This is a genomic window from Pseudomonas sp. FW215-R2, assembly GCF_058789255.1.
Genome location: NZ_JBYTBO010000009.1, coordinates 23,584 through 49,913 on the forward strand (window position 1 = coordinate 23,584; position 26,330 = coordinate 49,913).

At 60.5% G+C, this 26,330-nt stretch carries 21 protein-coding genes; 13 read left to right on the plus strand and 8 right to left on the minus strand.

Translation table 11 applies throughout. The features are described 5' to 3' along the window. Positions 1 to 166 precede the first annotated feature (166 nt). The 5 genes from AC3WRD_RS14190 (at position 167) to AC3WRD_RS14210 (ending at position 5,637) form a co-directional block, all read left to right on the plus strand. On the plus strand, positions 167 to 1,606 hold the full coding sequence (locus AC3WRD_RS14190; protein ID WP_096820992.1) for an aminotransferase-like domain-containing protein: 1,440 nt from the start codon (positions 167 to 169) through the stop codon (positions 1,604 to 1,606). 78 nt (positions 1,607 to 1,684) lie between these two features. Next, positions 1,685 to 2,161: a translation initiation factor 2 gene (locus tag AC3WRD_RS14195; protein WP_096820993.1), complete on the plus strand. Its 477-nt coding sequence runs from the start codon at positions 1,685 to 1,687 to the stop codon at positions 2,159 to 2,161. Positions 2,162 to 2,327: 166 nt separating this feature from the next. Then, positions 2,328 to 2,582, plus strand: a complete 255-nt coding sequence (locus AC3WRD_RS14200; RefSeq protein WP_102620504.1) for a YkgJ family cysteine cluster protein — start codon at positions 2,328 to 2,330, stop codon at positions 2,580 to 2,582. Between the two features lie 41 nt (positions 2,583 to 2,623). Continuing rightward, entirely contained in the window at positions 2,624 to 3,229 is a 606-nt protein-coding gene (locus tag AC3WRD_RS14205; protein WP_085704686.1) for an START domain-containing protein, read from the plus strand. A 314-nt stretch (positions 3,230 to 3,543) separates the two neighbouring features. Further along, positions 3,544 to 5,637: an LTA synthase family protein gene (locus tag AC3WRD_RS14210; RefSeq protein ID WP_102620503.1), complete on the plus strand. Its 2,094-nt coding sequence runs from the start codon at positions 3,544 to 3,546 to the stop codon at positions 5,635 to 5,637. A 59-nt stretch (positions 5,638 to 5,696) separates the two neighbouring features. Here the strand turns inward: AC3WRD_RS14210 and AC3WRD_RS14215 are convergent, their stop codons facing one another. After that, a complete protein-coding gene (locus AC3WRD_RS14215; protein WP_173861328.1) occupies positions 5,697 to 5,855 on the minus strand; it encodes a DUF3309 family protein in 159 nt (52 codons plus the stop codon). A gap of 256 nt (positions 5,856 to 6,111) precedes the next feature. Here AC3WRD_RS14215 and AC3WRD_RS14220 point away from each other — a divergent pair, with 256 nt between their 5' ends. The 3 genes from AC3WRD_RS14220 (at position 6,112) to csrA (ending at position 7,645) form a co-directional block, all read left to right on the plus strand. Beyond that, a complete protein-coding gene (locus tag AC3WRD_RS14220) occupies positions 6,112 to 6,927 on the plus strand; it encodes an SDR family oxidoreductase (RefSeq protein WP_102620501.1) in 816 nt (271 codons plus the stop codon). A 63-nt stretch (positions 6,928 to 6,990) separates the two neighbouring features. Next, positions 6,991 to 7,323: a YnfA family protein gene (locus AC3WRD_RS14225; RefSeq protein ID WP_085710895.1), complete on the plus strand. Its 333-nt coding sequence runs from the start codon at positions 6,991 to 6,993 to the stop codon at positions 7,321 to 7,323. A 136-nt stretch (positions 7,324 to 7,459) separates the two neighbouring features. Then, on the plus strand, positions 7,460 to 7,645 hold the full coding sequence (gene csrA, locus AC3WRD_RS14230; protein WP_102620500.1) for a carbon storage regulator CsrA: 186 nt from the start codon (positions 7,460 to 7,462) through the stop codon (positions 7,643 to 7,645). A 5-nt stretch (positions 7,646 to 7,650) separates the two neighbouring features. Here csrA and AC3WRD_RS14235 read toward each other — a convergent pair whose 3' ends face one another. From AC3WRD_RS14235 to AC3WRD_RS14250, 4 genes are all read right to left on the minus strand, one after another. Further along, a complete protein-coding gene (locus tag AC3WRD_RS14235) occupies positions 7,651 to 7,878 on the minus strand; it encodes a YheU family protein (RefSeq protein WP_003236706.1) in 228 nt (75 codons plus the stop codon). Between the two features lie 59 nt (positions 7,879 to 7,937). Next, positions 7,938 to 9,128 (minus strand): osmoprotectant NAGGN system M42 family peptidase, encoded by a 1,191-nt coding sequence (locus AC3WRD_RS14240; protein WP_096820998.1) that lies wholly within the window; start codon positions 9,126 to 9,128, stop codon positions 7,938 to 7,940. Positions 9,129 to 9,189: 61 nt separating this feature from the next. Next, positions 9,190 to 10,935 (minus strand): N-acetylglutaminylglutamine synthetase, encoded by a 1,746-nt coding sequence (gene ngg / locus AC3WRD_RS14245; RefSeq protein ID WP_102620499.1) that lies wholly within the window; start codon positions 10,933 to 10,935, stop codon positions 9,190 to 9,192. A gap of 3 nt (positions 10,936 to 10,938) precedes the next feature. Then, positions 10,939 to 12,711 carry an N-acetylglutaminylglutamine amidotransferase gene (locus AC3WRD_RS14250; protein WP_102620498.1) on the minus strand — a complete coding sequence of 591 codons (1,773 nt, stop codon included), beginning with the start codon at positions 12,709 to 12,711 and terminating at the stop codon, positions 10,939 to 10,941. A 298-nt stretch (positions 12,712 to 13,009) separates the two neighbouring features. On the opposite strand from AC3WRD_RS14250, the gene AC3WRD_RS14255 reads away from it, so the two are divergent. After that, positions 13,010 to 17,842, plus strand: coding sequence for an NEL-type E3 ubiquitin ligase domain-containing protein (locus tag AC3WRD_RS14255; RefSeq protein ID WP_102620497.1), 4,833 nt, complete (start codon positions 13,010 to 13,012; stop codon positions 17,840 to 17,842). An 18-nt stretch (positions 17,843 to 17,860) separates the two neighbouring features. Here the strand turns inward: AC3WRD_RS14255 and mnmC are convergent, their stop codons facing one another. Next, a complete protein-coding gene (mnmC, locus tag AC3WRD_RS14260) occupies positions 17,861 to 19,840 on the minus strand; it encodes a bifunctional tRNA (5-methylaminomethyl-2-thiouridine)(34)-methyltransferase MnmC2/FAD-dependent 5-carboxymethylaminomethyl-2-thiouridine(34) oxidoreductase MnmC1 (protein WP_102620496.1) in 1,980 nt (659 codons plus the stop codon). Positions 19,841 to 20,013: 173 nt separating this feature from the next. On the opposite strand from mnmC, the gene pap reads away from it, so the two are divergent. Together pap and AC3WRD_RS14270 are read left to right on the plus strand one after the other, a co-directional pair. Further along, entirely contained in the window at positions 20,014 to 21,528 is a 1,515-nt protein-coding gene (gene pap, locus AC3WRD_RS14265; protein WP_096821003.1) for a polyphosphate:AMP phosphotransferase, read from the plus strand. Between the two features lie 101 nt (positions 21,529 to 21,629). Continuing rightward, on the plus strand, positions 21,630 to 22,814 hold the full coding sequence (locus AC3WRD_RS14270; protein WP_085710837.1) for a thiolase family protein: 1,185 nt from the start codon (positions 21,630 to 21,632) through the stop codon (positions 22,812 to 22,814). Here AC3WRD_RS14270 and AC3WRD_RS14275 read toward each other — a convergent pair. Next, positions 22,811 to 23,011: a DUF6316 family protein gene (locus AC3WRD_RS14275; RefSeq protein ID WP_096821005.1), complete on the minus strand. Its 201-nt coding sequence runs from the start codon at positions 23,009 to 23,011 to the stop codon at positions 22,811 to 22,813. The genes AC3WRD_RS14270 and AC3WRD_RS14275 overlap by 4 nt on opposite strands. 210 nt (positions 23,012 to 23,221) lie before the next feature. On the opposite strand from AC3WRD_RS14275, the gene AC3WRD_RS14280 reads away from it, so the two are divergent. Next, positions 23,222 to 24,181, plus strand: coding sequence for a DMT family transporter (locus tag AC3WRD_RS14280; RefSeq protein ID WP_102620495.1), 960 nt, complete (start codon positions 23,222 to 23,224; stop codon positions 24,179 to 24,181). A 37-nt stretch (positions 24,182 to 24,218) separates the two neighbouring features. Here AC3WRD_RS14280 and AC3WRD_RS14285 read toward each other — a convergent pair whose 3' ends face one another. After that, a complete protein-coding gene (locus AC3WRD_RS14285) occupies positions 24,219 to 25,613 on the minus strand; it encodes a class II fumarate hydratase (RefSeq protein WP_102620494.1) in 1,395 nt (464 codons plus the stop codon). 193 nt (positions 25,614 to 25,806) lie between these two features. On the opposite strand from AC3WRD_RS14285, the gene AC3WRD_RS14290 reads away from it, so the two are divergent. Beyond that, on the plus strand, positions 25,807 to 26,325 hold the full coding sequence (locus tag AC3WRD_RS14290) for a DUF2059 domain-containing protein (protein ID WP_096821008.1): 519 nt from the start codon (positions 25,807 to 25,809) through the stop codon (positions 26,323 to 26,325). The last annotated feature ends 5 nt before the right edge of the window (positions 26,326 to 26,330 follow it).

The following is a 26,330-nucleotide window of genomic DNA, read 5'->3' on the forward strand; positions in this document are numbered from 1 at the left end:
AGCGCCGGGCTTTTTTACGTCTGTCGATTACCTCACAAAGCAGTACAGATTTATCCGACACTGCACTGTATGGTTGACTAATATGGCAACTGTCCCAGTACACTTCCAGACTGTTCCGGTATTGTTCACACAAAAATAAAACGCCCGTGATATCGAGTGCTGCGTCATGACCAATCTCTTGCTCTACCAACGTATTGCTCAACAACTGGCCGAAGACATCCGCCGCGGCGTCTATCAGCCGGGCGAGCGCGTGCCCTCGGTGCGCAAGATGAGTTCGCAGCTCAACGTCAGCCATGCCACGGTGTTGCAGGCTTACGCCAACCTCGAGGATCAGGGGCTGATCCGTGCACGGCCGCAGTCTGGCTACTACGTGCACCAGACCCCGGCACTGACCGCACCGACCCCGGACATTGCCCGGGTCGAACGACCTGGCCTGGTCACCCGCGCGAGCATCATTCAGCAAGTGTTGGTCGAGTCGCGCCGCGAAGGCGTGTTCCCGCTGGGTGCAGCGGTGCCCAGTGTTGATTATTTGCCGGTGCGCGCACTGCATCAGCAATTGGCCAAGGTCACCCGATTCCATAGCCCGCGCGCCTTCAGCTACATGTTCAGCCCCGGTTTCGAGCCGTTGCGCCGACAAGTGGCGATCCGCATGCGCGACGCCGGGGTGGTGGTCGACCCGTCGGAAGTGGTGATCACCCACGGTTGTGTCGATGCCTTGCAGATGTCGCTGCGGGTGCTGACGCGCCCGGGCGATCTGATCGCCGCCGAATCACCGACCTATTACGGATTGCTGCAACTGGCCGACCTGCTGGGCCTGAAAGTCATCGAAATTCCCAGCGACCCGGCCACCGGCATGAGTCTGGAAGCCCTGCAACTGGCGGCCAACCAATGGTCGATCAAAGCGCTGGTGCTGACGACCCGGCTGAGTAACCCGCTGGGTGGCACCATGCCCGAAGAGCGGCAAAAACAATTGCTGCGCCTGGCCTCGGACTTCGATATCCAGATCGTCGAAGACGACATCTATGGCGAATTGATGTTCGAGCAAGGTCGCACCAAGGCGCTCAAGGCCTACGACCGGCTGGATCGGGTCATTTACTGTTCGAGTTTTTCCAAGACCTTGTCACCCGGTGTGCGCGTCGGCTGGATGATTGCCGGCAAGTATCAACAGGAAATCCAGCGTCTGCAGACCTTCACCACGCATTCGGCTTGCAGCGTCACGCAAATGGCGATCGCCGCTTATCTGGAAAATGGCGGTTATGACCGGCATTTGCGGTACATCCGCCAGGAATACCGAAAAAACCTCAGCGCATTTCAGCTGGCGGTGCAGCAGTACTTCCCCGAAGGCACGCAAATGACCCGGCCCACGGGCGGTTTCATTCTCTGGGTGAGCCTGCCGGGGCGGGTCAACACGCAGGAATTGCATGTCCGCGCATTACAGCAGGGCATCAGTATTGCGCCGGGGCTGATTTTCAGTAATACCGAGCAGTTCAACCACTGTATCCGGCTGAACTGCGGCACGCCGTGGAATCGCGAAGCGGAACGGGCGCTGATGACGCTTGGTCTGCTGGCGACTCAACTGTGTCAGGAAATGGCCGGCGGTTTCTGAACAGACAGCGCGGCGCGCTTGTCATGTGGCGTTCAACAAGCGAGCATATGGCCCTCTGCCGTTAGCGTTGTAGGTTCCATGAAAGCGATTTTTCCTGCTGCCTGGGTTTTGCTTTGTCTGTTGATGATCGGTCACGCGCCAGCTGTCATGGCCGCTGCCGTTTCGGAAAAACCGACAGCAGCGTCCACGGTGAAAAAGCCGGTTGCCAGCAAGAAAGCCGCTCCTGCGAAAGAAAAGCAGCAGAAAGCCGCCCCCGCCAAGAAACGTGCACCGATCGCTTCCAAGTCGAAATCCGCCAGTGAAGTGGCCAAGACGCCATTACCCCCGGCCAGACTCGACTTGAGCCTGCCCAAGGACATGGTTCAGCAGTTGAAACCGGTTGGCACCGTGCCGCTGCCCAAGCGCGAAGCGATCCTGCCGCAGATGTTTGGCGAGAAGAACAGCGGCTTCCAGCTCAACGGTCGTCTGCTGAGCAACGAAATGCAGTTGCAGCTGCGCAATGAAGAGCGCCGCGAAGTCGAAGGCGCTGCGCTGGATTTCGAATTCAAGCAGTAAATTCAATCGATCCGTGACCCGCAGACCAGACGCTTTGTCGGAGACTGGTCAGTCACTTTCGTTTCTGCGTAAAAACCCCGGTTCAGGGAATTTTAAACAGCCGTTTTAGCGGTTACCCTGTTCCGCGTCCCTTTAACACATTGCCCGTCGCGAGGAACTCGTCGTCATGAACTGCCGTGAAGGTTGTGGCGCCTGTTGCATTGCCCCTTCCATCAGCTCGCCGATTCCGGGCATGCCCGATGGCAAACCTGCCGGCGAACGTTGCGTTCAGCTCTCGGTCGAAAACCTGTGCAGCATTTTCGGCCAACCGGAACGTCCAGCGGTCTGTTCAGGGTTCAAGGCCGATGTCGAAGTCTGCGGAAGCAGTCAGGAAGACGCGATCAGACTGCTCGGCTGGTGGGAGCAGATGACGGCGGCGTGATGTGTCAAACGAACGGAACTTCAACAATAAGGAATAAGACTATGGGTTCGCTGCATCGTATCGCTGTGTTGTGTGGTTTGACTGCCGTGCTGGCCACTTCGGCTGCCCAGGCTGAAGACTGGAAAGTGGCCAAGAACGAAGATGGCATCAAGGTCTCCCTGAGCGAAGTGCCGGGTTCGGACTACAAGTCTTATCAGGGCGTGACCTTGATGAAGACCACCGTCGCCAAACTGCGCGCATTGCAGGAAGACGTTTCCGGCGCCTGTGCCTGGATTCACGAGTGCAAGACCCAGAAACTGCTCAAGCACGAAGGCGATCAGAGCTGGACCTACACCCAGTTCAACACGCCGTGGCCAGTGACCCCGCGCGACTCGATCCTGCATGTCACCACCGTTGAAGGCGCCGATGGCAGCCTGACCCGCAACCTCGAAGGCCTGCCGAAGTACCTGCCGGAAGAAAAAGGCTTTGTCCGCGTAGCTCAGGTCAAAGGCTTCTGGAAGTTCGTGCCAAAAGGCGATCAGGTCGAAGTGACCTATCAGGTCCACACCGAACCAGGCGGCAGCGTGCCGTCGATGATTGCCAACAAGTTCGTGGTCGATGCACCGTTCAATACCTTGAAAGCCCTGAAAGAGCGCGCCGAGAAGTAAGTATCGCGTTCCTCTGCAAACGCCCCGAAGAACTCGGGGCGTTTTGTTTTGTAGGTTTATTGTGTTTCCGGATATGCGTTGAACGAAATTTTCACAAAGTCTTCAAGACAATTCGCCCGCGCAATTTGTATCTGTCCGGGTATGCCGTGCCTTTAATGAAAGAGTCTGGCAGCGGGGCAGTAATCAATGGCAATGCCGCCGGTGATCGTGCAACATTTGCGCACCGCGCAAGCCCCGGGGCCTGGAATGGCCAACAGAGGGCAGGGCGCAGCTGTATTTTTGCAACTTCAACTTCCAATGGGTCCTAAAACGACATGGCAAACCCGGACGCCCTGAATCAGCAGCGATCTTCCAGTCGCCTGCTGCAACCGACCGTCAAATCGCATCTGGCCTACACGCTTTTGTGCGCACTGGTCATGATGGTGATGTTTTCCGTGCTGCGCCTCGCGCTGCTGGTCTACAACCGCGAGATGATCCTCGACACCCCGGCTTCGACGTTCCTCGAAGCCTTCGCCAACGGCCTGCGTTTCGACCTGCGCCTGGTGGTCTACCTCTGCGTTCCGATGGTGCTGGCGCTGTTCAGTGCCCGGGCGATGGCCGCGCGCGGGTTCTTCCGTCTATGGCTGACGGTGACCTCCAGCATCGCGCTGTTCCTCGGCCTGATGGAAATGGACTTCTACCGCGAGTTCCACCAGCGCCTCAACGGCCTGGTGTTCCAGTACGTGAAGGAAGACCCGAAAACCGTGATGAGCATGCTCTGGTACGGTTTCCCGGTGGTGCGCTACCTGCTGGCCTGGGCCGTGGGCACTGTGATCCTGACCCTGGCGTTCAAGGGCGCCGACCGTCTGACCCGTCCGCGTGGCCCGTTCAGTGGCGGCAACGTCGGCACTCGTCAGGTAGCGCCATGGTATGCGCGTCTGGCGGTGTTCGTGGTGTGCCTGCTGATCTGTGTGGTCGCCGTGCGTGGCACCCTGCGTCAAGGCCCGCCGCTGCGTTGGGGTGACGTGTACACCACCGAATCGAACTTCGCCAACCAGCTCGGCCTCAATGGCACCCTGTCGCTGATCGCGGCCGCCAAGGACCGCATGGGCGAAGACCGCAACAACATCTGGAAAGCCACGCTCCCGCAGGATCAGGCGCAGAAAGTCGTGCGCGAGATGCTGGTCATGCCGGACGACAAACTGGTCGATGCCGACATCGCCGCCGTGCGTCGTGACTACACGCCGCCAGCCGACAAGACCCTGCCGATCAAGAACGTTGTCGTGATCCTCATGGAAAGCATGGCCGGTCACTCGGTGGGCGCTCTTGGTGCACCGGGCAATATCACGCCGTACCTCGACAAACTGTCGAAGGAAGGCCTGCTGTTCGACCGTTTCTTCTCCAACGGCACCCACACCCACCAGGGTATGTTCGCCACCATGGCCTGCTTCCCGAACCTGCCGGGTTTCGAATACCTGATGCAGACCCCGGAAGGCAGTCACAAACTGTCCGGCCTGCCGCAGCTGCTCAGCGCGCGCAAGTATGACGACGTCTATGTCTACAACGGCGACTTCGCCTGGGACAACCAGTCCGGTTTCTTCAGCAACCAGGGCATGACCAACTTCGTTGGCCGCAATGACTTCGTCAACCCGGTGTTCTCCGATCCGACCTGGGGCGTGTCCGACCAGGACATGTTCGACCGTGGTCTGGTGGAGCTCAAGGCACGTGAAAACGGCAAGCCGTTCTACGCGCTGCTGCAGACCCTGTCCAACCACACGCCTTACGCCTTGCCGACGCCATTGCCGGTCGAGCGCGTGACGGATCGTGGCACGCTCAACGAGCACCTGACCGCCATGCGTTATGCGGACTGGGCACTGGGCCAGTTCTTTGAAAAGGCCCGCAAGGAGCCTTACTTCAAGGAAACCCTGTTTGTCATCGTCGGCGACCACGGCTTTGGCAACGAGCGTCAGATCACCGAAATGGACCTGGGCCGCTTCAACGTGCCGATGCTGATGATCGCACCGGGCATCCAGGAAAAATTCGGTACTCGTGACCACACCGTGGGTACGCAGATCGACATCGTGCCGACCATCATGGGTCGCCTGGGTGGCGAAGTGCGTCATCAGTGCTGGGGTCGTGACTTGCTGAACCTGCCGGCAGGCGACACCGGTTTCGGTGTGATCAAGCCGTCGGGCAGCGAGCAGACCACCGCCATCGTCACCGCTGACCAGATCCTTGTACTGCCGAAAGAGAAGGAAATGGCGCCGAAGATCTACCAGTACCAACTGGGCGCGAATCCTTCCGCCGAAATCATTCCGGACGCACCGCGCACCGCCGAGTTGAAACTCAAACTCGAAGCGTTCCTGCAAACGGCCACCAAGAGCCTGCTCGACAACACTGCCGGTGTGATTAACGGCAAGCCGGACTGATCATCTGGCGCAATAAAAAGAGGCCCTTTTCAGGGCCTCTTTTTTTGTCGGTCAAAAGGTCATATCCGACCGAGCAACAGCAGAACCAACAGTACCACCAGCACCACACCGATAATGCCCGAAGGACCGTAACCCCAACTTCTGGAGTGTGGGAAGACCGGCAGACCACCGATCAGCAACAGGATCAGGATAATGATAAGAAATGTGCCCATGTCGATTTCCTTGTTGATAGTGTCTGGGAAGTCTTGGTGTTCAAGGGCGGCTGGAAGTTGAACTAAATCCAGACGGCTTACAAATTCCGACTGGCGCGCGTGAAAGAAAATTCAATGTTTTTTTAACGTATTTGGTTCACGGTCTTATTTCGTTTGATGCCGCAGTTTGCTCCCGCCATTCAGCAATCTGATGGAGCGTGGGTCGCTCCGGATCCTTCGCTACACTCCGCGCATCTTCCCCGGAACAACAAGGCTGTTTGCTATGCAAAATCGCATGATGATCACTGGCGCGGGCTCCGGCCTGGGTCGCGAAATCGCGCTGCGCTGGGCGCGTGAAGGCTGGCAACTGGCCTTGTCGGACGTCAGTGAGCCCGGTCTGCAGGAGACCCTCAAACTCGTTCGCGAGGCCGGTGGCGACGGCTTCATCCAGCGTTGCGACGTGCGTGATTACAGCCAGCTCACCGCGTTCGCCCAGGCCTGTGAAGTGAAATTCGGCGGCATCGACATCATCGTCAACAACGCGGGCGTGGCGTCGGGCGGATTCTTCAGCGAGTTGTCGCTGGAAGACTGGGACTGGCAGATCGCGATCAACCTGATGGGCGTGGTCAAGGGTTGCAAGGCGTTCCTGCCGCTGCTGGAACAGAGCAAGGGCAAGATCATCAACATCGCCTCGATGGCGGCACTGATGCAAGGCCCGGCGATGAGCAACTACAACGTGGCCAAGGCCGGTGTGGTGGCGTTGTCCGAAAGCCTGCTGATCGAACTGGCCCAACAGGAAGTCGGTGTCCACGTGGTGTGCCCGTCGTTCTTCCAGACCAATCTGCTGGACTCCTTCCGTGGCCCGACGCCGGCGATGAAAGCACAGGTCGGCAAGTTGCTGGAAAGTTCGCCGATCACTGCCACCGATATTGCCGACTACATCTACAGACAGGTCGCCGCCGGCGAGTTCATGATCCTGCCCCACGAACAAGGCCGCATGGCCTGGGCGATCAAGCAGAAGAACCCGCAGTTGCTCTACAACGAAATGACCGCGATGGCCGAAAAGATGCGCGCCAAGGCCAAACAGAACAACAGCTGAACTTGCACCGCCAAAGCCCCGTCGTTAGGGTGACCGCCACAGTCACCCTGACGAGTCATCTGCATGCTCAACTACTTGTGGTTTTTCCTCGCCGCGCTGTTCGAAATCGCCGGTTGTTTCGCATTCTGGATGTGGTTGCGCCAGGGCAAGAGCGCCTTGTGGGTGATCCCGGCGCTGCTCAGCCTGACCTTGTTTGCACTGTTGTTGACGCGCGTTGAAGCGACCTACGCCGGTCGCGCCTACGCCGCTTACGGCGGCATCTACATCATTGCTTCGATTGGCTGGCTGGCGGTGGTCGAGCGCATCCGTCCGCTGGGGTCGGACTGGATCGGTGTCGCCTTGTGCGTGATCGGTGCCAGCGTGATTCTGTTCGGGCCACGGTTTTCGGCGACCTGAAACACCGACTTGAAGGAAACGTCTGAAGGCCAAAGCACCCGGGCGCGTAGGGTTTGACTGATTTGCCCGCAGCGCATTGTAGGGCGCTCGAAAGCCGCGCATCTTCAAGGCTCGAAAACCTTGAAGGACAACCCTCATGCTTGTACTCAGCCGTGTTGTCGGTGAGCTGATTTCCATCGGCGATAACATCACTTTGCGCGTTCTGGCGGTCAACGGCTCCAGCGTGCGGTTCGGCGTCGAGGCGCCAAAGCAGGTCAACGTACACCGCGCCGAAGTCTACGAGCGGATCCAGCGCAAACAGGCCAACGGCAAGGGCCACTGACCGTTTCAGTCAAACAGGTGCTTGGGCACGTCGTGCTTGAGCATCAACTGGCACTGCTCGCTGTCCGGATCGAAGACGATCAGCGCCTGACCTTTGGTCAGGGCCTGGCGAACCCGCAATACGCGGGTTTCCAGTGGGGTGTCGTCACCGTTGTCGGTGCCGTCGCGAGTGACGAAGTCCTCGATCAGGCGGGTGAGGGTGTCGACTTCGAGCGCGTCGTAGGGAATCAGCATGGGCACCTCGGCTAAATCAATGTCGGGATGCTACGGCGAATGACCGCCGAGGGCCAGACTCAACTGTCCGAGCGTTGCCCCACCAGGCTGTCCACCGAGGGCACCCGGGTGTCGCTTTCCATTTGCGTCTCGTGCTCGATCTGGTGACTGAAGCGATCCAGTGACGCGTTGGCCGGTTGCGCATCGCTGGCGAACACCGGCGGACTCAGGATGTACGCCCCCAGCAGACGACTCAGCGCGGCGAGGCTGTCGATGTGCGTGCGCTCGTAGCCGTGGGTCGCATCGCAACCAAAGGCGAGCAGGGCGGTACGAATGTCGTGGCCGGCGGTGACGGCCGAATGGGCGTCGCTGAAGTAATAGCGAAACAGATCGCGGCGTACCGGCAACTCATGCTCACCGGCCAGACGCAACAGGTGTCGCGACAAGTGATAGTCGTAAGGCCCGCCGGAATCCTGCATCGCCACGCTGACTGCGTGTTCGCTGGAATGCTGGCCGGGCGCGACCGGCGCGATATCGATCCCGACAAATTCGCTGACGTCCCACGGCAAGGCCGCCGCCGCGCCGCTGCCGGTTTCCTCGGTGATGGTGAACAGCGGATGGCAATCGATCATCAACTCCTGACCGCTGTCGACGATGGCTTTCAGCGCTGCGAGCAGTGCGGCGACCCCAGCCTTGTCGTCCAGATGTCGGGCGCTGATATGGCCGCTTTCGGTGAACTCCGGCAGTGGATCGAACGCCACCACATCGCCAACACTGATGCCCAGCGAATCGCAATCGGCGCGGGTCGCGCAGTAGGCGTCCAGGCGCAGTTCGACGTGATCCCAACTGATCGGCATTTCGTCGACGGCGGTGTTGAAGGCGTGCCCGGAAGCCATCAGCGGCAACACGCTGCCACGGATCACGCCGTTGTCGGTGAACAGGCTGACGCGGCTGCCTTCGGCGAAACGGCTCGACCAGCAACCGACCGGCGCCAGGGTCAGGCGCCCGTTGTCTTTCACCGCGCGCACGGCGGCACCGATGGTGTCCAGGTGCGCTGACACCGCGCGGTCCGGGCTGTTTTTTTTGCCCTTCAGTGTGGCGCGGATGGTGCCGCGACGGGTCATTTCGAAGGGGATGCCGAGCTCTTCCAGCCGCTCGGCGACATAACGCACGATGGTGTCGGTGAACCCGGTAGGGCTGGGAATGGCGAGCATTTCCAGCAGGACTTTTTGCAGGTAGTTCAGATCCGGTTCGGGAATGTGGGTGGTCATGGAAACTCCTGTTGCGGGGCGTCATTCCCGCGTTCGACACGGGAATGACGCCGAAGAGAGATCAAACGGCCGGCTGACTGTGCGGAAACAGCAAATCGACAAACCGCTCGGCCGTCGGCTGCGGTTCATGGTTGGCCAGGCCCGCCCGTTCGTTGGCTTCGATGAACACGTACTCCGGCTGATCGGCGGCGGGCACCATCAGGTCGAGCCCGACCATCGGAATGTCCAGTGCTCGCGCCGCACGCACGGCGGCATCGACCAGAGTCGGATGCAGAATCGCCGTGACGTCTTCCAGGGTGCCGCCGGTGTGAAGGTTCGCCGTACGCCGCACGAACAGATGCTCGCCGGCCGGCAGGATGCTGCTGTAGTCGTAACCTGCCGCGTGCAAGGTGCGTTGGGTTTCGTGGTCCAGCGGGATTTTGCTTTCGCCGCCGGTGGCCGCTTGCCGGCGTCGGCTCTGGGCTTCGATCAGCGCGCCGATGGAGTGATGGCCGTCGCCGACCACTTCGGCAGGACGCCGGATCGCCGCCGCGACCACGTCGAAACCGATTACCAGAATCCGCAGGTCGAGGCCTTCGTGGAAGCTTTCGAGCAACACGCGGCTGTCAAACTGCTTCGCCGTTTCGATGGCTTGCTGCACCTCTTCGATACTTTGCAGATCCACCGCCACGCCTTGGCCTTGCTCGCCATCCAGCGGTTTGACCACCACCCGCTGATGCTCGTCGAGAAACGCCAGATTGTCGTCCGCATTCGCTGCCAGTTGCTGTGCCGGTACATTCAACCCGGCGTTTTTCAGCACTTTATGGGTCAGGCTCTTGTCCTGGCACAGATTCATGCTGATGGCGCTGGTCAGGTCGCTCAGTGACTCGCGGCAACGCACCCGGCGACCGCCATGGCTGAGGGTGAACAGCCCGGCATCGGCATCGTCCACTTGCACATCGATGCCACGCCGATGGGCTTCCTCGACAATGATCCGTGCATAGGGATTGAACGCGGCCTCCGGCCCCGGCCCGAGGAACAGTGGCTGGTTGATGCCGTTCTTGCGCTTGATCGCAAAGGTCGAGAGGTTGCGAAAACCGAGCTTCGCATAGAGGTTTTTCGCCTGTCGGTTATCGTGTAGCACCGACAGGTCGAGATAGCTCAGACCCCGACTCATGAAGTGCTCGATCAGATGTCGCACCAGCACTTCACCAACCCCGGGCCGCGAACACTGCGGATCGACCGCCAGGCACCACAGGCTGCTGCCGTTTTCCGGGTCGTTGTAAGCCTTCTGATGATTGAGGCCCATGACGCTGCCGATTACCGCGCCGCTGTCCTCGTCCTCTGCCAGCCAATACACCGGGCCGCCCTGATGATGCGGAGTGAGCAGGGTGGCATCGATCGGCAGCATGCCGCGTGCCTGATACAGCTGATTGATCGATTGCCAGTCCTCTTCGCTTTGCGCACGACGGATGCGGAAGCCGCGAAACACCCGTGTTGCCTGACGGTAATCGCTGAACCACAGGCGCATCGTGTCGGACGGATCGAGAAACAGTTGAGTCGGTTCCAGGCCGAGAACCTGCTGCGGCGCGGCCACGTACAGGGCGATATCGCGCTCGCCGGGCTGCTCGTTGAGCAACTCTTGGGCGAGGCTGGCCGGGTCGGGAAAGGTGTGGCCGATCAGCAAGCGGCCCCAGCCGCAATGCACGGCGATCGGCTCGGCGCTCGGTTGGTTGCCATCTTCGGCCAGACGCGCCTGCAATCGTTCGTAGGACGGTGTCTGACCGCGCAGCAGCCGCTGGCTGTAAGCCGTGGCGTGAGGTTTCATCGATCAGATTCCTTGTTCGCTGAGCCACAGATTCAGAGCCGCCAGTTGCCACAGCTTGGAGCCGCGCAGCGGGGTCAATTGGCCTTGTGGATTGGTCAGCAGTTTGTCGAGCATGGCGGGGTTGAACAGGCCGCGATCCTGGCTCGGATCGAGCAGCAGTTCGCGTACCCAGTTCAGGGTGTCACCCTGCAGATGCTTGAGACCCGGCACCGGGAAGTAACCCTTCTTGCGATCGATCACTTCGCTTGGGATGACCAGTCGCGCGGCCTCTTTCAACACTTGCTTACCGCCGTCGGGCAGTTTGAATTTGCCCGGAACACGGGCCGACAATTCCACCAGGCGATAGTCGAGAAACGGCGTGCGCGCTTCCAGGCCCCAGGCCATGGTCATGTTGTCGACGCGTTTGACCGGGTCGTCCACCAGCATCACCGTGCTGTCCAGACGCAGGGCCTTGTCGACCGCTGCATCGGCGCCGGGCTGTGCGAAATGTTCCTTCACGAAGTCGCCGGCAGCGTCATTGGCGGTCAGCCATTTAGGCTGCACCGTGGCGGCGTAATCGTCATAGCTGCGGTCAAAAAAAGCTTCGCGATAGGCCGCGTACGGATCGGCCGCGCCGTCCACTTGCGGATACCAGTGATAACCGGCAAACAATTCGTCGGCGCCCTGGCCGCTCTGTACCACTTTGCAATGCTTGGCCACTTCGCGGGACAGCAGATAGAAGGCGATGCAGTCGTGGCTGACCATCGGCTCGCTCATGGCACGGAAGGCGGCGGGCAGTTGCTCGATGATTTCCTTTTCGTCGATGCGCAGTTGATGGTGCTGGGTGCCGTAGTGTCTGGCGATCAAATCCGAATATTGAAATTCATCACCGCGTTCGCCGCCGGCATCCTGGAAACCGATGGAAAAGGTCGACAGGTTTTCCACGCCGACTTCGCGCAACAGGCCGACCAGCATGCTCGAATCGACACCGCCGGAAAGCAATACGCCGACATCCACCGCCGCCCGTTGGCGGATCGCCACGGCTTCGCGGGTGCTGTCGAGCACGCGGTCGCGCCAGTCTTCCAGGGTCAGATTTTTCTCGTCGTCGTGTGGGCCGTATGGCAGCGTCCACCAGGTTTTCTGCTCGGTGCTGCCGTCCGCTTCAATGCGCATCCAGCTTGCTGGCGGCAGCTTTTCGATGCCGGCCAGCAAGGTGCGCGGCGCTGGCACCACGGCGTGAAAATTCAGGTAATGGTTGAGCGCCACCGGATCAAGGATCGGTTTGATGTCGCCACCCTTGAGCAGCGCCGGCAGGGACGAGGCAAAGCGCAGGCGCTGGCCGGTGCGCGACAGGTACAGCGGTTTGACGCCGAGGCGGTCGCGGGCGATGAACAGGCGCTGGGCATCGCGCTCCCAGATGGCGAAGGCAAACATGCCGTTGAGTTTCGGCAGCAGCGCTTCGCCCCAGGCGTGATAGCCCTTGAGCAGCACTTCGGTGTCGCCGCCGGAGTAGAACGCATAACCCAGCGCTTCGAGTTCGGCACGCAGTTCCGGGAAGTTGTAGATCGCGCCATTGAAGGCCAGGGACAAGCCCAGTTGGCTGTCGATCATCGGCTGCGCCGAGCCGTCCGACAGATCCATGATTTTCAGGCGCCGATGGCCCAGGGCAATCGGCCCCTGGGCATGGAACCCCCACGCATCAGGGCCGCGAGGCGCCAGGTGATGGGTGACTCGCTCGATGGCTGCAAGGTCTGCAGGTTGTTGATCAAAACGTAACTCGCCAGCTAATCCGCACATAAAGTCCTTACCGGTTTTTCCGTTGGGGAGAGGGTGTCGCTGAACCGCGCCGAAATGGCCGGTACCCAGAAACTGACCCGGCTCGGATGTGGGAGTTTTAGAACGATCAGTTATAAGTGCGTTGGCCTGACCGGTGGGCCGTTACCAGTCTGGCTGAAGTGTCAGGTAGTAGATAAGTATTCGAAACATACGGATTGCTGCTTGTTTGCAGGCCCGATCGGGCAGTTATTCGTGTTTTTTATTTGATGACGGGATCGCTAGGGTGAAGGGACTCAACAGCAATAAAGGAATATTGCCCATGTCCACTACACCAGTGTCGGTCACACCGATCACCCTCACGGAAAAACAGAAACTGAGCTTTTTGCTGGAGGCCACAGGCGATCTGGACACCGCCAGGGCATTGCAGAAAAGCTTCCCCCCTGTGCTGCTCAAGGCCAGTGCCGACACCTTGGCGGCACTGGACAAGACCGCGCGTGACTTGCACACAACCCAGGCTCAAGTCGAGACAGACCTGAGCCGGCTGCAATCGCTCAAGCATTTTTGCATCGAACAGTTGAATCGCGCCCTGACTGCGCGCTGGCTGGCTGTGTTCGATGTCGAGAAAGACCATCTGGAGTTGCCGGGAAGCTATTGCGGTTGTGAAGCGGTGACCCCGTCTGGAGGTGGGGAGAAAGTCATTCCGCCGGCGACCCCGACGCTGCTCGAAGCGGCCATGCAGAACTTCACGGAAGACGAGGTGCAAGCCGATTATTTCCCTGAAGGCAGCGTCGTGCGGATTGCCAGCAAACCTGATGGCGTTCCCGGTCTGACACCGACGGCGTTCGCCGCACTCTGCCGGGAGCTGGATCTGGGCCGGCTATACCAGGAACATTTCCAGCAGGTGTTCGGTGTCAGGGAGGTCAATGGCAGTCGGGTCGCTACCGGCCCGATGGTTCGCAATATCTCGGTGATGAAAAAGCAGATGCTGCAACTGGATCTGCACCTGGCGTTGATGAAGGAACACGTTTCCCGGGACGGTTTTCAGACGATTCAGCGCTTGATTGATGCCGGTGGCGTCGTCGATGCCCAAAGCCTTCAGTTCAAGGGCCGGCCGCTGATCATGCAGGGCATTGAAGCGCTCGACAGCTGCCTCTGGGGTGTCGTGGTGTTCTCTGAAAAATCGATCGAGCTGGATCCCGATCAATGGTGTGTGGTGTACATGCCCGGCGAACCCGGCCAGCCACTCTATGAGTACACCAGCTTTACGGCGTTCGTCGCGTACCTGGAGTTCAAACTGGGGGTGGGCAGTTACAAAAGTTACTTTACCCACTGCATTGGAGAGGTCGACAAGGTCGACTTTTTCAAGACGTTTGCCGACACCGAGAGCCTGGGGCATATCAAACAATTGGAGATGACCGGTCCGCTGTTCGAATTTATGCTCAAGAGCCATGTCGGCAAGTTGCAACTCGATGCCCGTGCGCTCGCCGTGCCGACGGCCGATGTCGATGAAGAAGAGCGCAAGAAACGATTGATCCAGTACCTGGAAATCGGCATGACGATCGCCAACGTGGCGGGGTTCGTCGTGCCGGTACTGGGGCAATTGATGATGGGCGTCGCGATCGGACAAATGCTCACCGAGGTGTACGAAGGGATCGAGGACTGGAATCGGGGTGACCGTCAGGAAGCCTTTTCACACCTGCTCAGCGTGGCGGAAAACCTTGCCTTGATGGCCGCCGTGGGTGCCGGCGTCAAGGCCCTGAAATCCCTGGCGATCAAGACGATTCAAAAACACCCGGATTTCTTCCAGCCTTTCACCGCCATTCTTGACCGCAATGGACAGTCCCGATTGTGGAAGCCGCAACTGAGTGCCTATGAGCAACCTTTACCGGCAGGGGCAGGGACTGAATCTGACGCGACAGGCTTGTATCAGGCTGACGGCAAGGTCTTTGCCCGTGTCGACGATCGAGCCTACGCCGTGGTGTCGGATCCGCTTTCCAGGACCTGGCGCATTCAGCATCCTGTCCGCCCGGAGGCTTATGCCCCGATACTCAAGCGCAATCAGCACGGGGGCTGGCGTCATGCCTCGGAGCCGAGCGAGCAATGGTCCGGGGCTTACACACTCAAACGCATCGATCCGCTGTTGGCGCGACTCGATGACAGTCGTCTGGAGATGATCCGGCGTCTGTCCGACACTCGCTTCGATGAACTGCATCGGCTGAGCGACGACAGCCTGCCACTGCCCCCCCGTTTGCGAGATGTGATCGAACGGTTCGGCCTTGAGCGCAGGGTGCGTGACTTCATTGCCGCCATGGAGCGTGGCGAGGCGACTGATCCCCGTCATGTCCAGGAACAGCTGCAGGCTTTACCCGGACTTTCCAACTGGCCACAGGATCGCTACATCAAGGTCGTTGACGAAGACGGAGGCATTGCCGCGACCTTTCCACCCGGCTCGATTGACGATGACACTCTGAGCGTTATTGTCAGCAACGCCCAACTGGAAAAGGGTGAATTGCTGCAGACCGTCATCGACGGCCTGTATCCCAAAGAAGTGGACGCTTTGGTCGGAGCGAACGTTGCGCCGGCCGATCGAGGGGTGACGCTGGCAAAACTGATCGGGGCGGCGGTCAAGGCCGATCGTCGCTCGATGTTCGACCACCTGTACCGGCGCTATGACCAGACCCTGGACAGTGCGGTGCTCAAGGCAAGGCAAGCATTTCCCGATGTGCCGGCGCGTTATGCTCAGGAACTGATCCGACAGGCTTCGAGTGTCGAACGCTCGCTTCTGCGAACCACCGGGCGAGTGCCCATGGGCGTTGCGCAACGGTTGAGTGAGGCGACGAGCAATGTTCGCCTGGATCGGGCGTTGACAGGGTTCTACCTGGCTGAAGTCGCCAATGCCGATACCGAGAAGCTGGCCATCGGGCTGTTGCCGCAACACAGCGGTTGGGATTCGCAGCTTTACGTGGAACTGCGGGCGCAGTCACTCAGGGGAAATCTGCTGGAGATCCTTGGCAAGAAACCCCTCGCACCCGGAAACTCGCTCACGCTGGTCAGGCTCGACAACGGTTACGAGGTGTTCGATAGCCAGACCCGATCACTCGGCAAGATGTTCGGGCCGGACAGCCTGTATCAGGCAATCCTCAAAGGACTCTCGCCTCGCCAGACCAAGGCGATTGGACTGTCAGGAGTCAGGCCAGAAGACGGCTGGCGCCTGCGCAACCGATTATTGAGTAGCGCACTGGATGAGCGTGAAGGTTGTAACCGGTTGTTGAACGGTGACCGGTTTGAACCGATGAATCGTGAACCCGTGTGTACGCTCGCCAACCCATCCGGGGAGGCGACGAGTCATCCACAGCGTTTGTTACGCAAGGTGAAAAAACTCTTCCCGCTGTTTTCCGATATGCAGGCCCGGGAGTTTCTTGATCAGTTGGGCAGCGACCATCTGACTCGGGCACTTCGGGTCAGGCAATTGCAGGATGATCTGGAGCGACTGCGCAATGTGCTCGACACCTGGATGGATGATGTGGCGGCTATCAGGGCACAGGGCGGGGTGCTGAGCGAGGTGCGCGAATGTCGGCATCTTGTCGCGTACGAGATCGAGGACAGTTTTCGCCGACTGATCTTCCTGCCCGACGAATTCCATCGTTCGGCGTATGGCCTGAAGCTCGATGGCATGCGGTTCGGAAAGCTGCCGATCCTGCCCCCCGGGCTGACCTTTGACCATGTCAGGCATCTGTCTCTGCAAAACATGCATCTGGACAACGATGTCGTCTATTTCCTCAAAGCCTTCAAGAACCTCGAGACGCTTGAACTGGGTCGCAACAGGCTTACGCAATTGCCGGAGGTGATCTCGCTCATGCCGAATCTCAGGCGTCTGGGCCTGGGGCAAAACCGGATTCAGTTGACTGAGCAGGCCCTGGTGAAACTGTCGCGGATGCGCAGTCTGCAAAGCCTGGACCTGAGCGAAAATCCCCTTGGGGCCACGCTGGATGTCAGCGAGATGTTTGAGCTGACTGACCTCAGCGTGCGTAACACCCGCACCACGGAGTTGCCTAAAGGTTTGCAGCGCTTGCCCCATCTGGATCGGGTAGACCTGCGTGACAACGACATTCGTGATTTGCCGCAATGGCTGTTTGAAACACCCCGGCGCTTCAGTGAAACGATCAATCTGCGCAACAACCCGATTTCCGAACTCAGCAGCACTCATCTGGACAACTATCGCAAGAAAGTTGGCGTCGGCATGGGCTATCTGGAAAACGATATCGCGCGCCTTGACGAGCATCAGGCACGTTCGATCTGGCTGACCGAAACGGGAGGAACCGTAGGCACCAGACGCCTGCAAACATGGACTGCGATCAACGACGACCCGATGGCCGAAGGCTTGTTTCATTTGCTGGCCGAGCTGGGCAATACCGCCGACTCCGAATATGTGCGCGAGGATATGTCCCGGCGGGTCTGGACGGTACTGGAGGCGACGCAGGCCGATGCCGAATTGCGCGAGCAGATTTTCGATCTGGCGGCCAACCCGATCAATTGCACGGATAACGCGGCGTTGAACTTCAGTCATCTGGAGGTCGCCGTGCATGTACGCAATGTGTTGCGCGTTTCCGGGGGGCGGCAGGTGTCGGCGGCAGTGCTGATGAGGCTTGCGCGAGGCTTGTTCCAGCTTGAGCAAATCGACCTGATCGCCGCGGAGCACGCCCGGGATCAAGGATCACCCGACCCGCTGGAAGTGACCCTTGCCTATCGCACGGGGCTGGCGCGGGCATTCGATCTGCCGGGGCAGCCCTCGCACATGCGTTACGCTGAACTCGCCGATGTGACGAGTGATGATCTGGTAACGGCTATCAATCAAATCCAGACGGCTGAACTGTCCCCCAAATGGCTGGATTTTCTGGTTCGCCAGCCGTTCTGGAGCAACTACGTGAAGAACAGTTTTGCGCAGCAGTTCGACGATGCCCGGGTGCCTCATCAAGTAGAGGTCCAGGCATTGTTCGACAGGGCTGAAGAACTCAGCTCTGCCGATTACCTCAGTGAAATGAACCTCTGCGCCACCCGGCTGGAACAGACCGAAAATGCCTTGCTGCAACGGTTGACCCTGCAGGTGACGGAGTTGATCGAGAGGGGGACCTGCATTGCGCCCGGTGACTGATTGCCTTCGCAGAGGGCGTCATTTGCCACGAATCAGTCGGCGCAGGGCAAAGCGGTTGGGATGACAGGCTTCGGCCACGGCTCTGGGCAGCGGCAGCGGTTCGTTGTCCAGCCATGCCGCGAGCAACTCTCCAGACAGTGGCGCGGTAATCAACCCGCGTGAACCATGGCCACTGTTGACGTACAGACCGTCCAGCCACGGGCAGGGAGTGTCCGGCACTTGCCGGGCATCCTTGCTCAAGGCGCGATAAGCCTCGGTGAAGGCTTCGCGGTCGGCCAGTGGACCGACAATCGGCAGGTAGTCAGGGCTGGTGCACCGGAAGGCTGCGCGGCCCTGAAGGCTGTCAGCATCGAGCTCGCTGATGTGCAGACGGCTGACCAGATCCGTGGAGATCTCTTCGAGCATCGCCAGATTGCCCAGATGTTCGGCGGTGGTCGGGGTCAGGTCGTCGCTGTTGAAATCGAAACTGGCACCGAGGGTGTGTTCGCCCAACCGTGCCGGTGCCACATAGCCTTCGGCGCAGACCACCGTGGCCAGCGCCTGGCTTTGCGCGGTCTGCGCCAGTCGGGTGATCTGCCCGCGGATACGCTTGAGGGGCAGGTCGGCACTCTGGGGGAAACGCTTGATTTCGGCGGCACCGGCCAGCACCACGACGGGTGCTGTTGCGATCAATCGTTCACCGTCGAAGGCTTGCCACTGACCTTCGACCTTGCGCAGCTCCACGGCTTCCTGATGGGTGAACAGCGTGACGCCAGGCTGTGCGGATTGTGCCTGACACAGGGCCGGCGGATGCACCCAGCCGCCCTCGGGATAATACAAACCGCCGTGCGCCAGACCGATCCCGGCGCGGGCCTGAGCCTCGGGTTGATCGAGCCATTGCAGAAGGTCTTCAGGAAACGCGGCCGCCAGTTGCGCCTGCCGTTCGCGTTCCTTTTCATTGAACGCCAGTTGCAGCACGCCGCAGTCATCCCAGTCGGTGCCACGTTGCAGGGTTTCCAACAGGCGGCGGGTGTAGCCGAAACCGCTGACGATCAACTGCGACAACGCGGTGCCGTGGGCGGACAGTTTCAGATACAGCACACCTTGCGGGTTACCCGAGGCTTCCTGCGCCACCGCCGCATGCCGTTCCAGCAAACTGACCTGCCAACCCCGCGCCGCGAGGCTGGCCGCCGTGGCGCAACCGGCCAGACCGGCGCCGATCACCAAGACGCGACGCTCACTGCTCAACGGAGCCGGGCGGGCGAACCAGGGTTTGTCTGCCGCCGGTGGTGGAGCCTCCTCTGGCCAGCCGAGAAACTCGCCGCGCAAAATCTCCCATTTGTGACCGATGCCCGGCGTGCGCTTCATCTTGAAGCCGGCGGCGTTGAGCAGTCGTCGCACCCAACCGGTGCTGGTGAAGGTGCTGATGGTCGAGCCGGGCGCCGCCAGCCGTGCCAGTTCGGCGAACAGTTCGGCAGTCCACATCTCCGGGTTTTTCGCCGGGGCGAAACCGTCGAGAAACCACGCGTCGATCTGGCCGTCCAGTTGCGGCAACTGCTCCAGCGCATCACCGATCAACAGCGTCAGGGTCACTCGACCGTGATCCAGAACAATGCGCTGGAAACCCTGATGGATTGCCACGTAATGCTTGAGCAGTTGATCGGCCAGTGGCTTGAGGTCCGGCCACAGCGCCAGCGCCCGCTGCAGGTCGGCGGGGCTCAGCGGAAACTTTTCGACGCTGACGAAATGCAACCGCGCACCGGCCACCGCGTGCTGTTCGAACAACTGCCAGGCGCAGAGAAAATTCAGCCCGGTGCCAAACCCGGTTTCACCGATCACCAGTCGCCCGCCCGCCGGCAACGCGGCAAAGCGCTCGGCCAGACGGTTCTGTTCGAGGAACACGTAGCGGGTTTCATCCAGCCCCGACTGATCGGAAAAATACACATCGTCGAACACTCGCGAACGCGGGCGTCCCTGGTCATCCCAGTCGAGTTGGGCGTGGGGCATTACAGGTTTCATGGCAGGCTCGGCAACGGCAAGGCGGCCATTCTAGCCGATCACGCGGGCGGCGCTTGATCCATGGCAAGCCTTGCCGCTGATGACTCAAGGACAATCCGCCGCCGGCGGGAATTTCTGTGCCGTGTCTGTGCCCAATCCGCTAGTCTTGCTGAATCCTGGAAGGAGCCGTCCCTATGTTCGAATCCGCTGAAATCGGTCACGCCATCGACAAAGAAACCTACGAAGCCGCTGTGCCCGCCCTGCGTGAAGCACTGCTTGAAGTCCAGTTCGAATTGCAGCAGCAAAAGCGCTTTCCGGTGATCATTTTGATCAACGGCATCGAAGGCGCCGGTAAGGGCGAGACAGTGAAGCTGCTCAACGAATGGATGGACCCGCGCCTGATCGAAGTACGCACGTTCGACCAGCAGACCGACGAAGAACTGGCACGACCACCGGCCTGGCGTTACTGGCGGATGCTGCCGGCCAAGGGGCGGATGGGGATTTTCTTCGGCAACTGGTACAGCCAGATGCTGCAGGGCAGGGTGCACGGCTTGTTCAAGGACCCGCGACTTGATCAGGCGATTGCCGGCGCCGAGCGTCTGGAAAAGATGCTGTGCGATGAAGGCGCGCTGATCTTCAAGTTCTGGTTCCACCTGTCCAAGAAACAGATGAAGGCGCGCCTCAAGGCCCTGGCCGACGACCCGTTGCACAGCTGGCGGATCAGCCCGCTGGACTGGCAGCAATCGGAGACCTACGACAAGTTCGTCAAATACGGTGAGCGCGTGTTGCGTCGCACCAGCCGCGATTACGCGCCGTGGCATGTCATCGAAGGGATGGACGCGCATTACCGCAGCCTGACGGTCGGCAAGATTCTGCTCGAAGGCCTGCAGAATGCGCTGAAGCGCCCCGACGTCCACCCGCACGATGTCAACGCCCAGCCGCTGGGCACCTCGGTGGATCAGTTGAACCTGCTCGACAGCCTCAACCTGACCCAGCGCCTGGAAAAGAAAGACTATGAAGAACAACTGATCACCGAGCAGGCGCGACTGTCCGGGCTGATGCGTGACAAACGCATGCGCCGGCATGCGTTGGTGGCGGTGTTCGAAGGCAACGATGCGGCGGGCAAGGGCGGGGCGATCCGTCGGGTCGCGGCGGCGCTCGACCCGCGTCAGTACAACATCGTGCCGATTGCCGCGCCGACCGAAGAGGAACGGGCGCAGCCGTACCTGTGGCGCTTCTGGCGGCACATTCCGGCCCGGGGCAAGTTCACTGTGTTCGACCGATCCTGGTACGGCCGGGTGCTGGTGGAGCGGGTCGAGGGTTTTTGCAGCACCGCCGACTGGATGCGCGCCTACGGCGAAATCAACGACTTCGAGGAGCAACTCGCCGACGCCGGCGTGATCGTGGTCAAGTTCTGGCTGGCGATCGACAAGGACACGCAGATGGAGCGTTTCCAGGAGCGCGAAGAGATCCCGTTCAAGCGCTTCAAAATCACCGAAGACGACTGGCGCAACCGCGACAAGTGGGACGCATACCGTGGGGCCGTGGGCGACATGGTCGACCGCACCAGTACCGAAATCTCGCCGTGGACGCTGGTCGAGGCCAACGACAAGCGCTGGGCCCGGGTCAAGGTGCTGCGCACGATCAACCGTGCACTGGAAGAGGCCTTCGAGAAGTCCGACAGGCACGCCAAGAAACACAAGGACTGACCGATGGGCACGCATACGCGAGGTGAATGATTGTCGCAGTCGGCGATTGGGTGGACTTATGCTCGGTCCACTCTCAACCGACTACAACAATGAGGTATGCCATGCGTGAAGTGGTGATCGTCGACAGCGTGCGGACCGGCCTGGCCAAGTCCTTTCGCGGCAAGTTCAACCAGACCCGTCCCGATGACATGGCGGCCCATTGTGTAAACGCCTTGCTGTCGCGCAACGACGTCGACCCGGCCAGCGTCGAGGATTGCATCGTCGGTGCCGGCTCCAACGAAGGCGCCCAGGGCTACAACATCGGCCGAAACGTGGCGGTGCTCTCGCAACTGGGCACCGGCACCGCGGGCATGACCCTCAACCGTTTCTGTTCTTCGGGTCTGCAGGCGATTGCGATTGCCGCCAACCAGATCGCTTCGGGTTGCAGCGACATCATCGTCGCCGGCGGTGTCGAGTCGATCAGCCTGACCCTGAAAAGCGTCAATACCGATCACCTGATCAACCCGTTGCTCAAGCAGCAGACGCCCGGCATCTACTACACCATGGGCCAGACCGCCGAAGTGGTGGCGCGTCGTTATGGTGTCAGCCGCGAAGCCCAGGATCGCTACTCGCTGCAAAGTCAGATCCGCACCGCCCAGGCGCAGGCAGCCGGCCTGTTCAACGATGAAATCGTGCCGATGGCGGTGAAGTACCGGGTTGAAGACAAGAACAGTGGTGAAGTGCAGATCCTCGACGGCATCGTCGATCGCGATGATTGCAACCGCCCGGATACCACCTATGAAAGCCTTGCCGGATTGAAACCGGTGTTTGCCGAGGACGGTTCAGTGACCGCCGGCAACTCGTCGCAGTTGTCCGATGGCGCCTCGATGACGCTGGTGATGAGCCTGGAAAAAGCCCTGCAACTGGGGCTCAAGCCGAAGGCGTTTTTCCGCGGTTTCACCGTGGCCGGTTGCGAGCCGGACGAAATGGGCATTGGCCCGGTATTCTCGGTGCCGAAGCTGCTCAAGGCCAAAGGTTTGCAGGTAGCGGACATTGATCTGTGGGAGCTGAACGAAGCGTTTGCCTCGCAGTGCCTGTACGCCCGTGACAGGCTGGAAATCGACAACGAGAAGTACAACGTCAACGGCGGATCGATTTCCATCGGCCATCCGTTCGGCATGACCGGATCGCGGCAGGTCGGGCATCTGGTGCGCGAGTTGCAGCGACGCAACCTGCGTTACGGGATCGTGACCATGTGCGTAGGCGGTGGGATGGGCGCGACCGGGTTGTTTGAAGCGGTGCGCTAAAACGGTCTGCCGGAATCCATCATTTGCATCCGCGCGATGTACGCGCGGATTTCCTGCTCGGCTTTCTCGGGGCTGTCGAACGGCCCTTCGAGGGTGTTCTCCCGGGTGCTGAAAAACAGTTCGCCGTTGACCCGGCACACCCGGTCGCTGCGAAAGTGCGTGGCGGGGGCGGTGTCCTGGGCGCGCATTCCGAACATGATCGATCTCCTTGAGCGCTGCGCTGGATGGGATCCAAAGAGCTTATGCCTGAACCACTTGCAGCGCTTTGTCAGCCGATCAACGGCAACGCGTCAATTTAATGCTGCGACCTGCACAGTTTCATTAGCGGCTTGAGCGCAACTGTTCCTGTGTCGACCGGGGCTCTGCGCCTAGAATGAGCGCTCCTGTCATTGGCTTTCGGGGTTCTCATGCACGTTTCGTCGGGTCGCTGGGTGTACGGTATGTTCCTGGCCTTGTTGACCGCGTTTCTGTGGGGAATCCTGCCGATCAAGCTCAAGCAGGTGCTGCAGGTGATGGACCCGATCACGGTGACCTGGTTTCGCCTGACGGTGTCCGGCGGCTGTCTGTTCATTTATCTGGCGGCGACCAAGCGTTTACCGAGCCGCAAGGTGCTCGGGCCCAAGGGCGGCTGGCTGGTGCTGATGGCGGTGCTCGGGCTGGTGGGCAATTACGTGCTGTACCTGATGGGCCTGAACCTGCTCAGCCCCGGCACCGCTCAGTTGGTGGTGCAGATGGGGCCGATCATGTTGTTGATCGCCAGTCTGTTCGTGTTCAAGGAACGCTTCAGTATGGGTCAGGGCATGGGGCTGGCGGTGCTGCTGATCGGCTTCGCGCTGTTCTTCAATCAGCGTCTGGCGGAGTTGCTCACATCGTTGTCTGACTACACCTCCGGTGTGTTACTGGTGCTGCTGGCATCGACGGTCTGGACGTTCTATGCGCTGGGTCAGAAGCAATTGCTGACGGTGTGGAATTCGTTGCAGGTGATGATGGTGATCTACCTGTTCTGCGCCTTGTTGCTGACGCCGTGGGTTCATCCGCTCGAAGCGCTGGAGCTGAGCCCGTTGCAGGGCTGGTTGCTGCTGGCGTGCTGCATGAACACCCTGATCGCCTACGGCGCGTTTGCCGAGGCGCTGGCGCATTGGGAGGCCTCGCGGGTCAGTGCGACGCTTGCGATCACACCGTTGGTGACGTTTGGCGCGGTGGCGGTGGCGGCCGGGGTGTGGCCGGAATATGTGCATGCCGAGCAAATCAATTTGCTGGCGTATGGCGGGGCGGTGCTGGTGGTGCTGGGGTCGGCGCTGGTGGCGCTCGGGCCTTCGCTGATTGCCGGGCTCAAGGCCCGGCGGGCGAAACTGTTGGTCGGATGATCCTTCCCGCGCCAGGCGTGGGAAGGATCGGGATGACTCAGCCCTTGGCGCCGGCCTCGATCATGTTCTCCGGCCGCACCCAGGCATCGAACTCTTCATCGGTCAGATACCCCAGTTCCAGCGCTGCCTCGCGCAAGGTTTTGCCTTCGCTGTAGGCCTTCTTGGCGATTTCTGCCGACTTGTCGTAACCGATGTGCGGGTTCAGCGCCGTCACCAGCATCAGTCCGCGTTCCAGATGTTGCGCCATGATCTTGGCATCCGGCTCCAGTCCGGCGATGCAGTGCTGCTGGAAGTTGCTGCAGCCATCGGCCAGCAGGCGGATCGATTGCAGCAGGTTGTGGATGATCACCGGTTTGAACACGTTCAACTGCAAGTGACCCTGACTGGCGGCGATACCGATCGTCACATCGTTGCCCAGCACCTGGCAGGCGAGCATCGACAGCGCCTCGCACTGGGTCGGGTTGACCTTGCCGGGCATGATCGAACTGCCCGGTTCGTTGGCCGGCAGCCGCACTTCGGCAAAACCTGCACGTGGGCCGGAGCCCAGCAGGCGCAAGTCGTTGGCGATCTTCATCAGCGCCACGGCGAGGGTTTTCAGGGCGCCGGAAAGCGTGGTCAGCGGCTCGTGGCCGGCGAGGGCGGCGAACTTGTTCGGCGCGGTGACGAACGGCAGGCCGGACAACGCCGCGAGCTCCGCGGCAATCGCTTCACCGAAACCATGGGGCGAGTTGAGCCCGGTACCGACGGCGGTGCCGCCCTGCGCCAGTTCGCAGACCGCTGGCAACGCTGAGCGGATCGCCCGTTCGGCGTAATCCAGCTGCGCGATGAAGCCGGAGATCTCCTGGCCGAAGGTGATCGGCGTGGCGTCCATCATGTGGGTGCGACCGGTCTTCACCAGCTTCATGTGCCGCGCCGACAACTCGGCCAGGCCACCCGACAGCTCGGCGATGGCCGGCAGCAGTTGGGTCTGCACAGCCTGTGCAGTGGCGATGCTCATGGCGGTGGGGAAGCAGTCGTTGGAACTCTGCGAGCGGTTGACGTGATCGTTGGGATGCACCGGCGACTTGCCGCCGCGCGGGTTGCCGGCCAGTTCGTTGGCGCGGCCGGCAATCACTTCGTTGGCGTTCATGTTGCTCTGGGTGCCGCTGCCGGTCTGCCAGACCACCAGCGGGAACTGGTCGTCGTGCTGGCCTTCGAGCACTTCGTCGGCGGCCTGTTCGATCAGGCGGGCGATGTCGGCGGGCAGATCGCCGTTGCGGTCATTGACCCGGGCCGCGGCTTTCTTGATCAGTGCCAGGGCGTGCAGCACCGGCAAGGGCATGCGTTCCTGACCGATGGCAAAGTTGATCAGCGAGCGTTGCGTCTGAGCGCCCCAGTAAGCGTCGTCCGGGACTTCGATCTGGCCCAGGCTGTCGGTTTCGATACGGCTCATCGTGCACACTCCTGTTGGTCTGTTTGCGCAGTTTAGGCCCGGTGTGGCCCAAGTGGTTCCATCCGCTCGATTGTTGCCCCGCCAGGCTCCGCCAATCAAGCGCGGCAAGGCTCGGGGGTTGAGCCGCAGCGTTATTCAGGCGCAGAATGGTCGCCCTTGGGGTTTTACCTCGCCTAGCTGAAAAGGAAACTCGATGACTCGTCTTCGTGCCATCTGCACCGCGGTTGCCCTGGTTTGCGCCAGCGGCCAGGTGTTCGCCGATACCGCCAGCCACAACGCCAGTGCCGAAACTTTCCTGACCCTGGCGCACGCTGACAAGCTGGGCACTCCGGTGTACATGCAAGTGCAGCAGATGTTTGCCCAGCGTTTTGAACAGACCAAGGCGCCGGAATCCAAGAAAACCGTACTGGATACCTACCAGGCCAAGGCCAACGCCGCCCTGGACCAGGCCATCGGCTGGAACAAGCTGAAGCCGGACATGGTCAAGCTCTACACCAGCACCTTCAGCGAACAGGAATTGAAAGATCTGGTCGCGTTCTACCAGTCGCCACTGGGCAAGAAAGTTCTGGAAAAAATGCCGCAGCTGACTCAGCAATCGGCCCAGATGACTCAGGCCAAACTGGAAAGCGCAGTACCGGTCGTCAACAAATTGCTGGACGACATGACCAACGAGCTGGCACCGAAAGGCGCTGCTCCGGCCAAGAAGAAGTAAGCGGA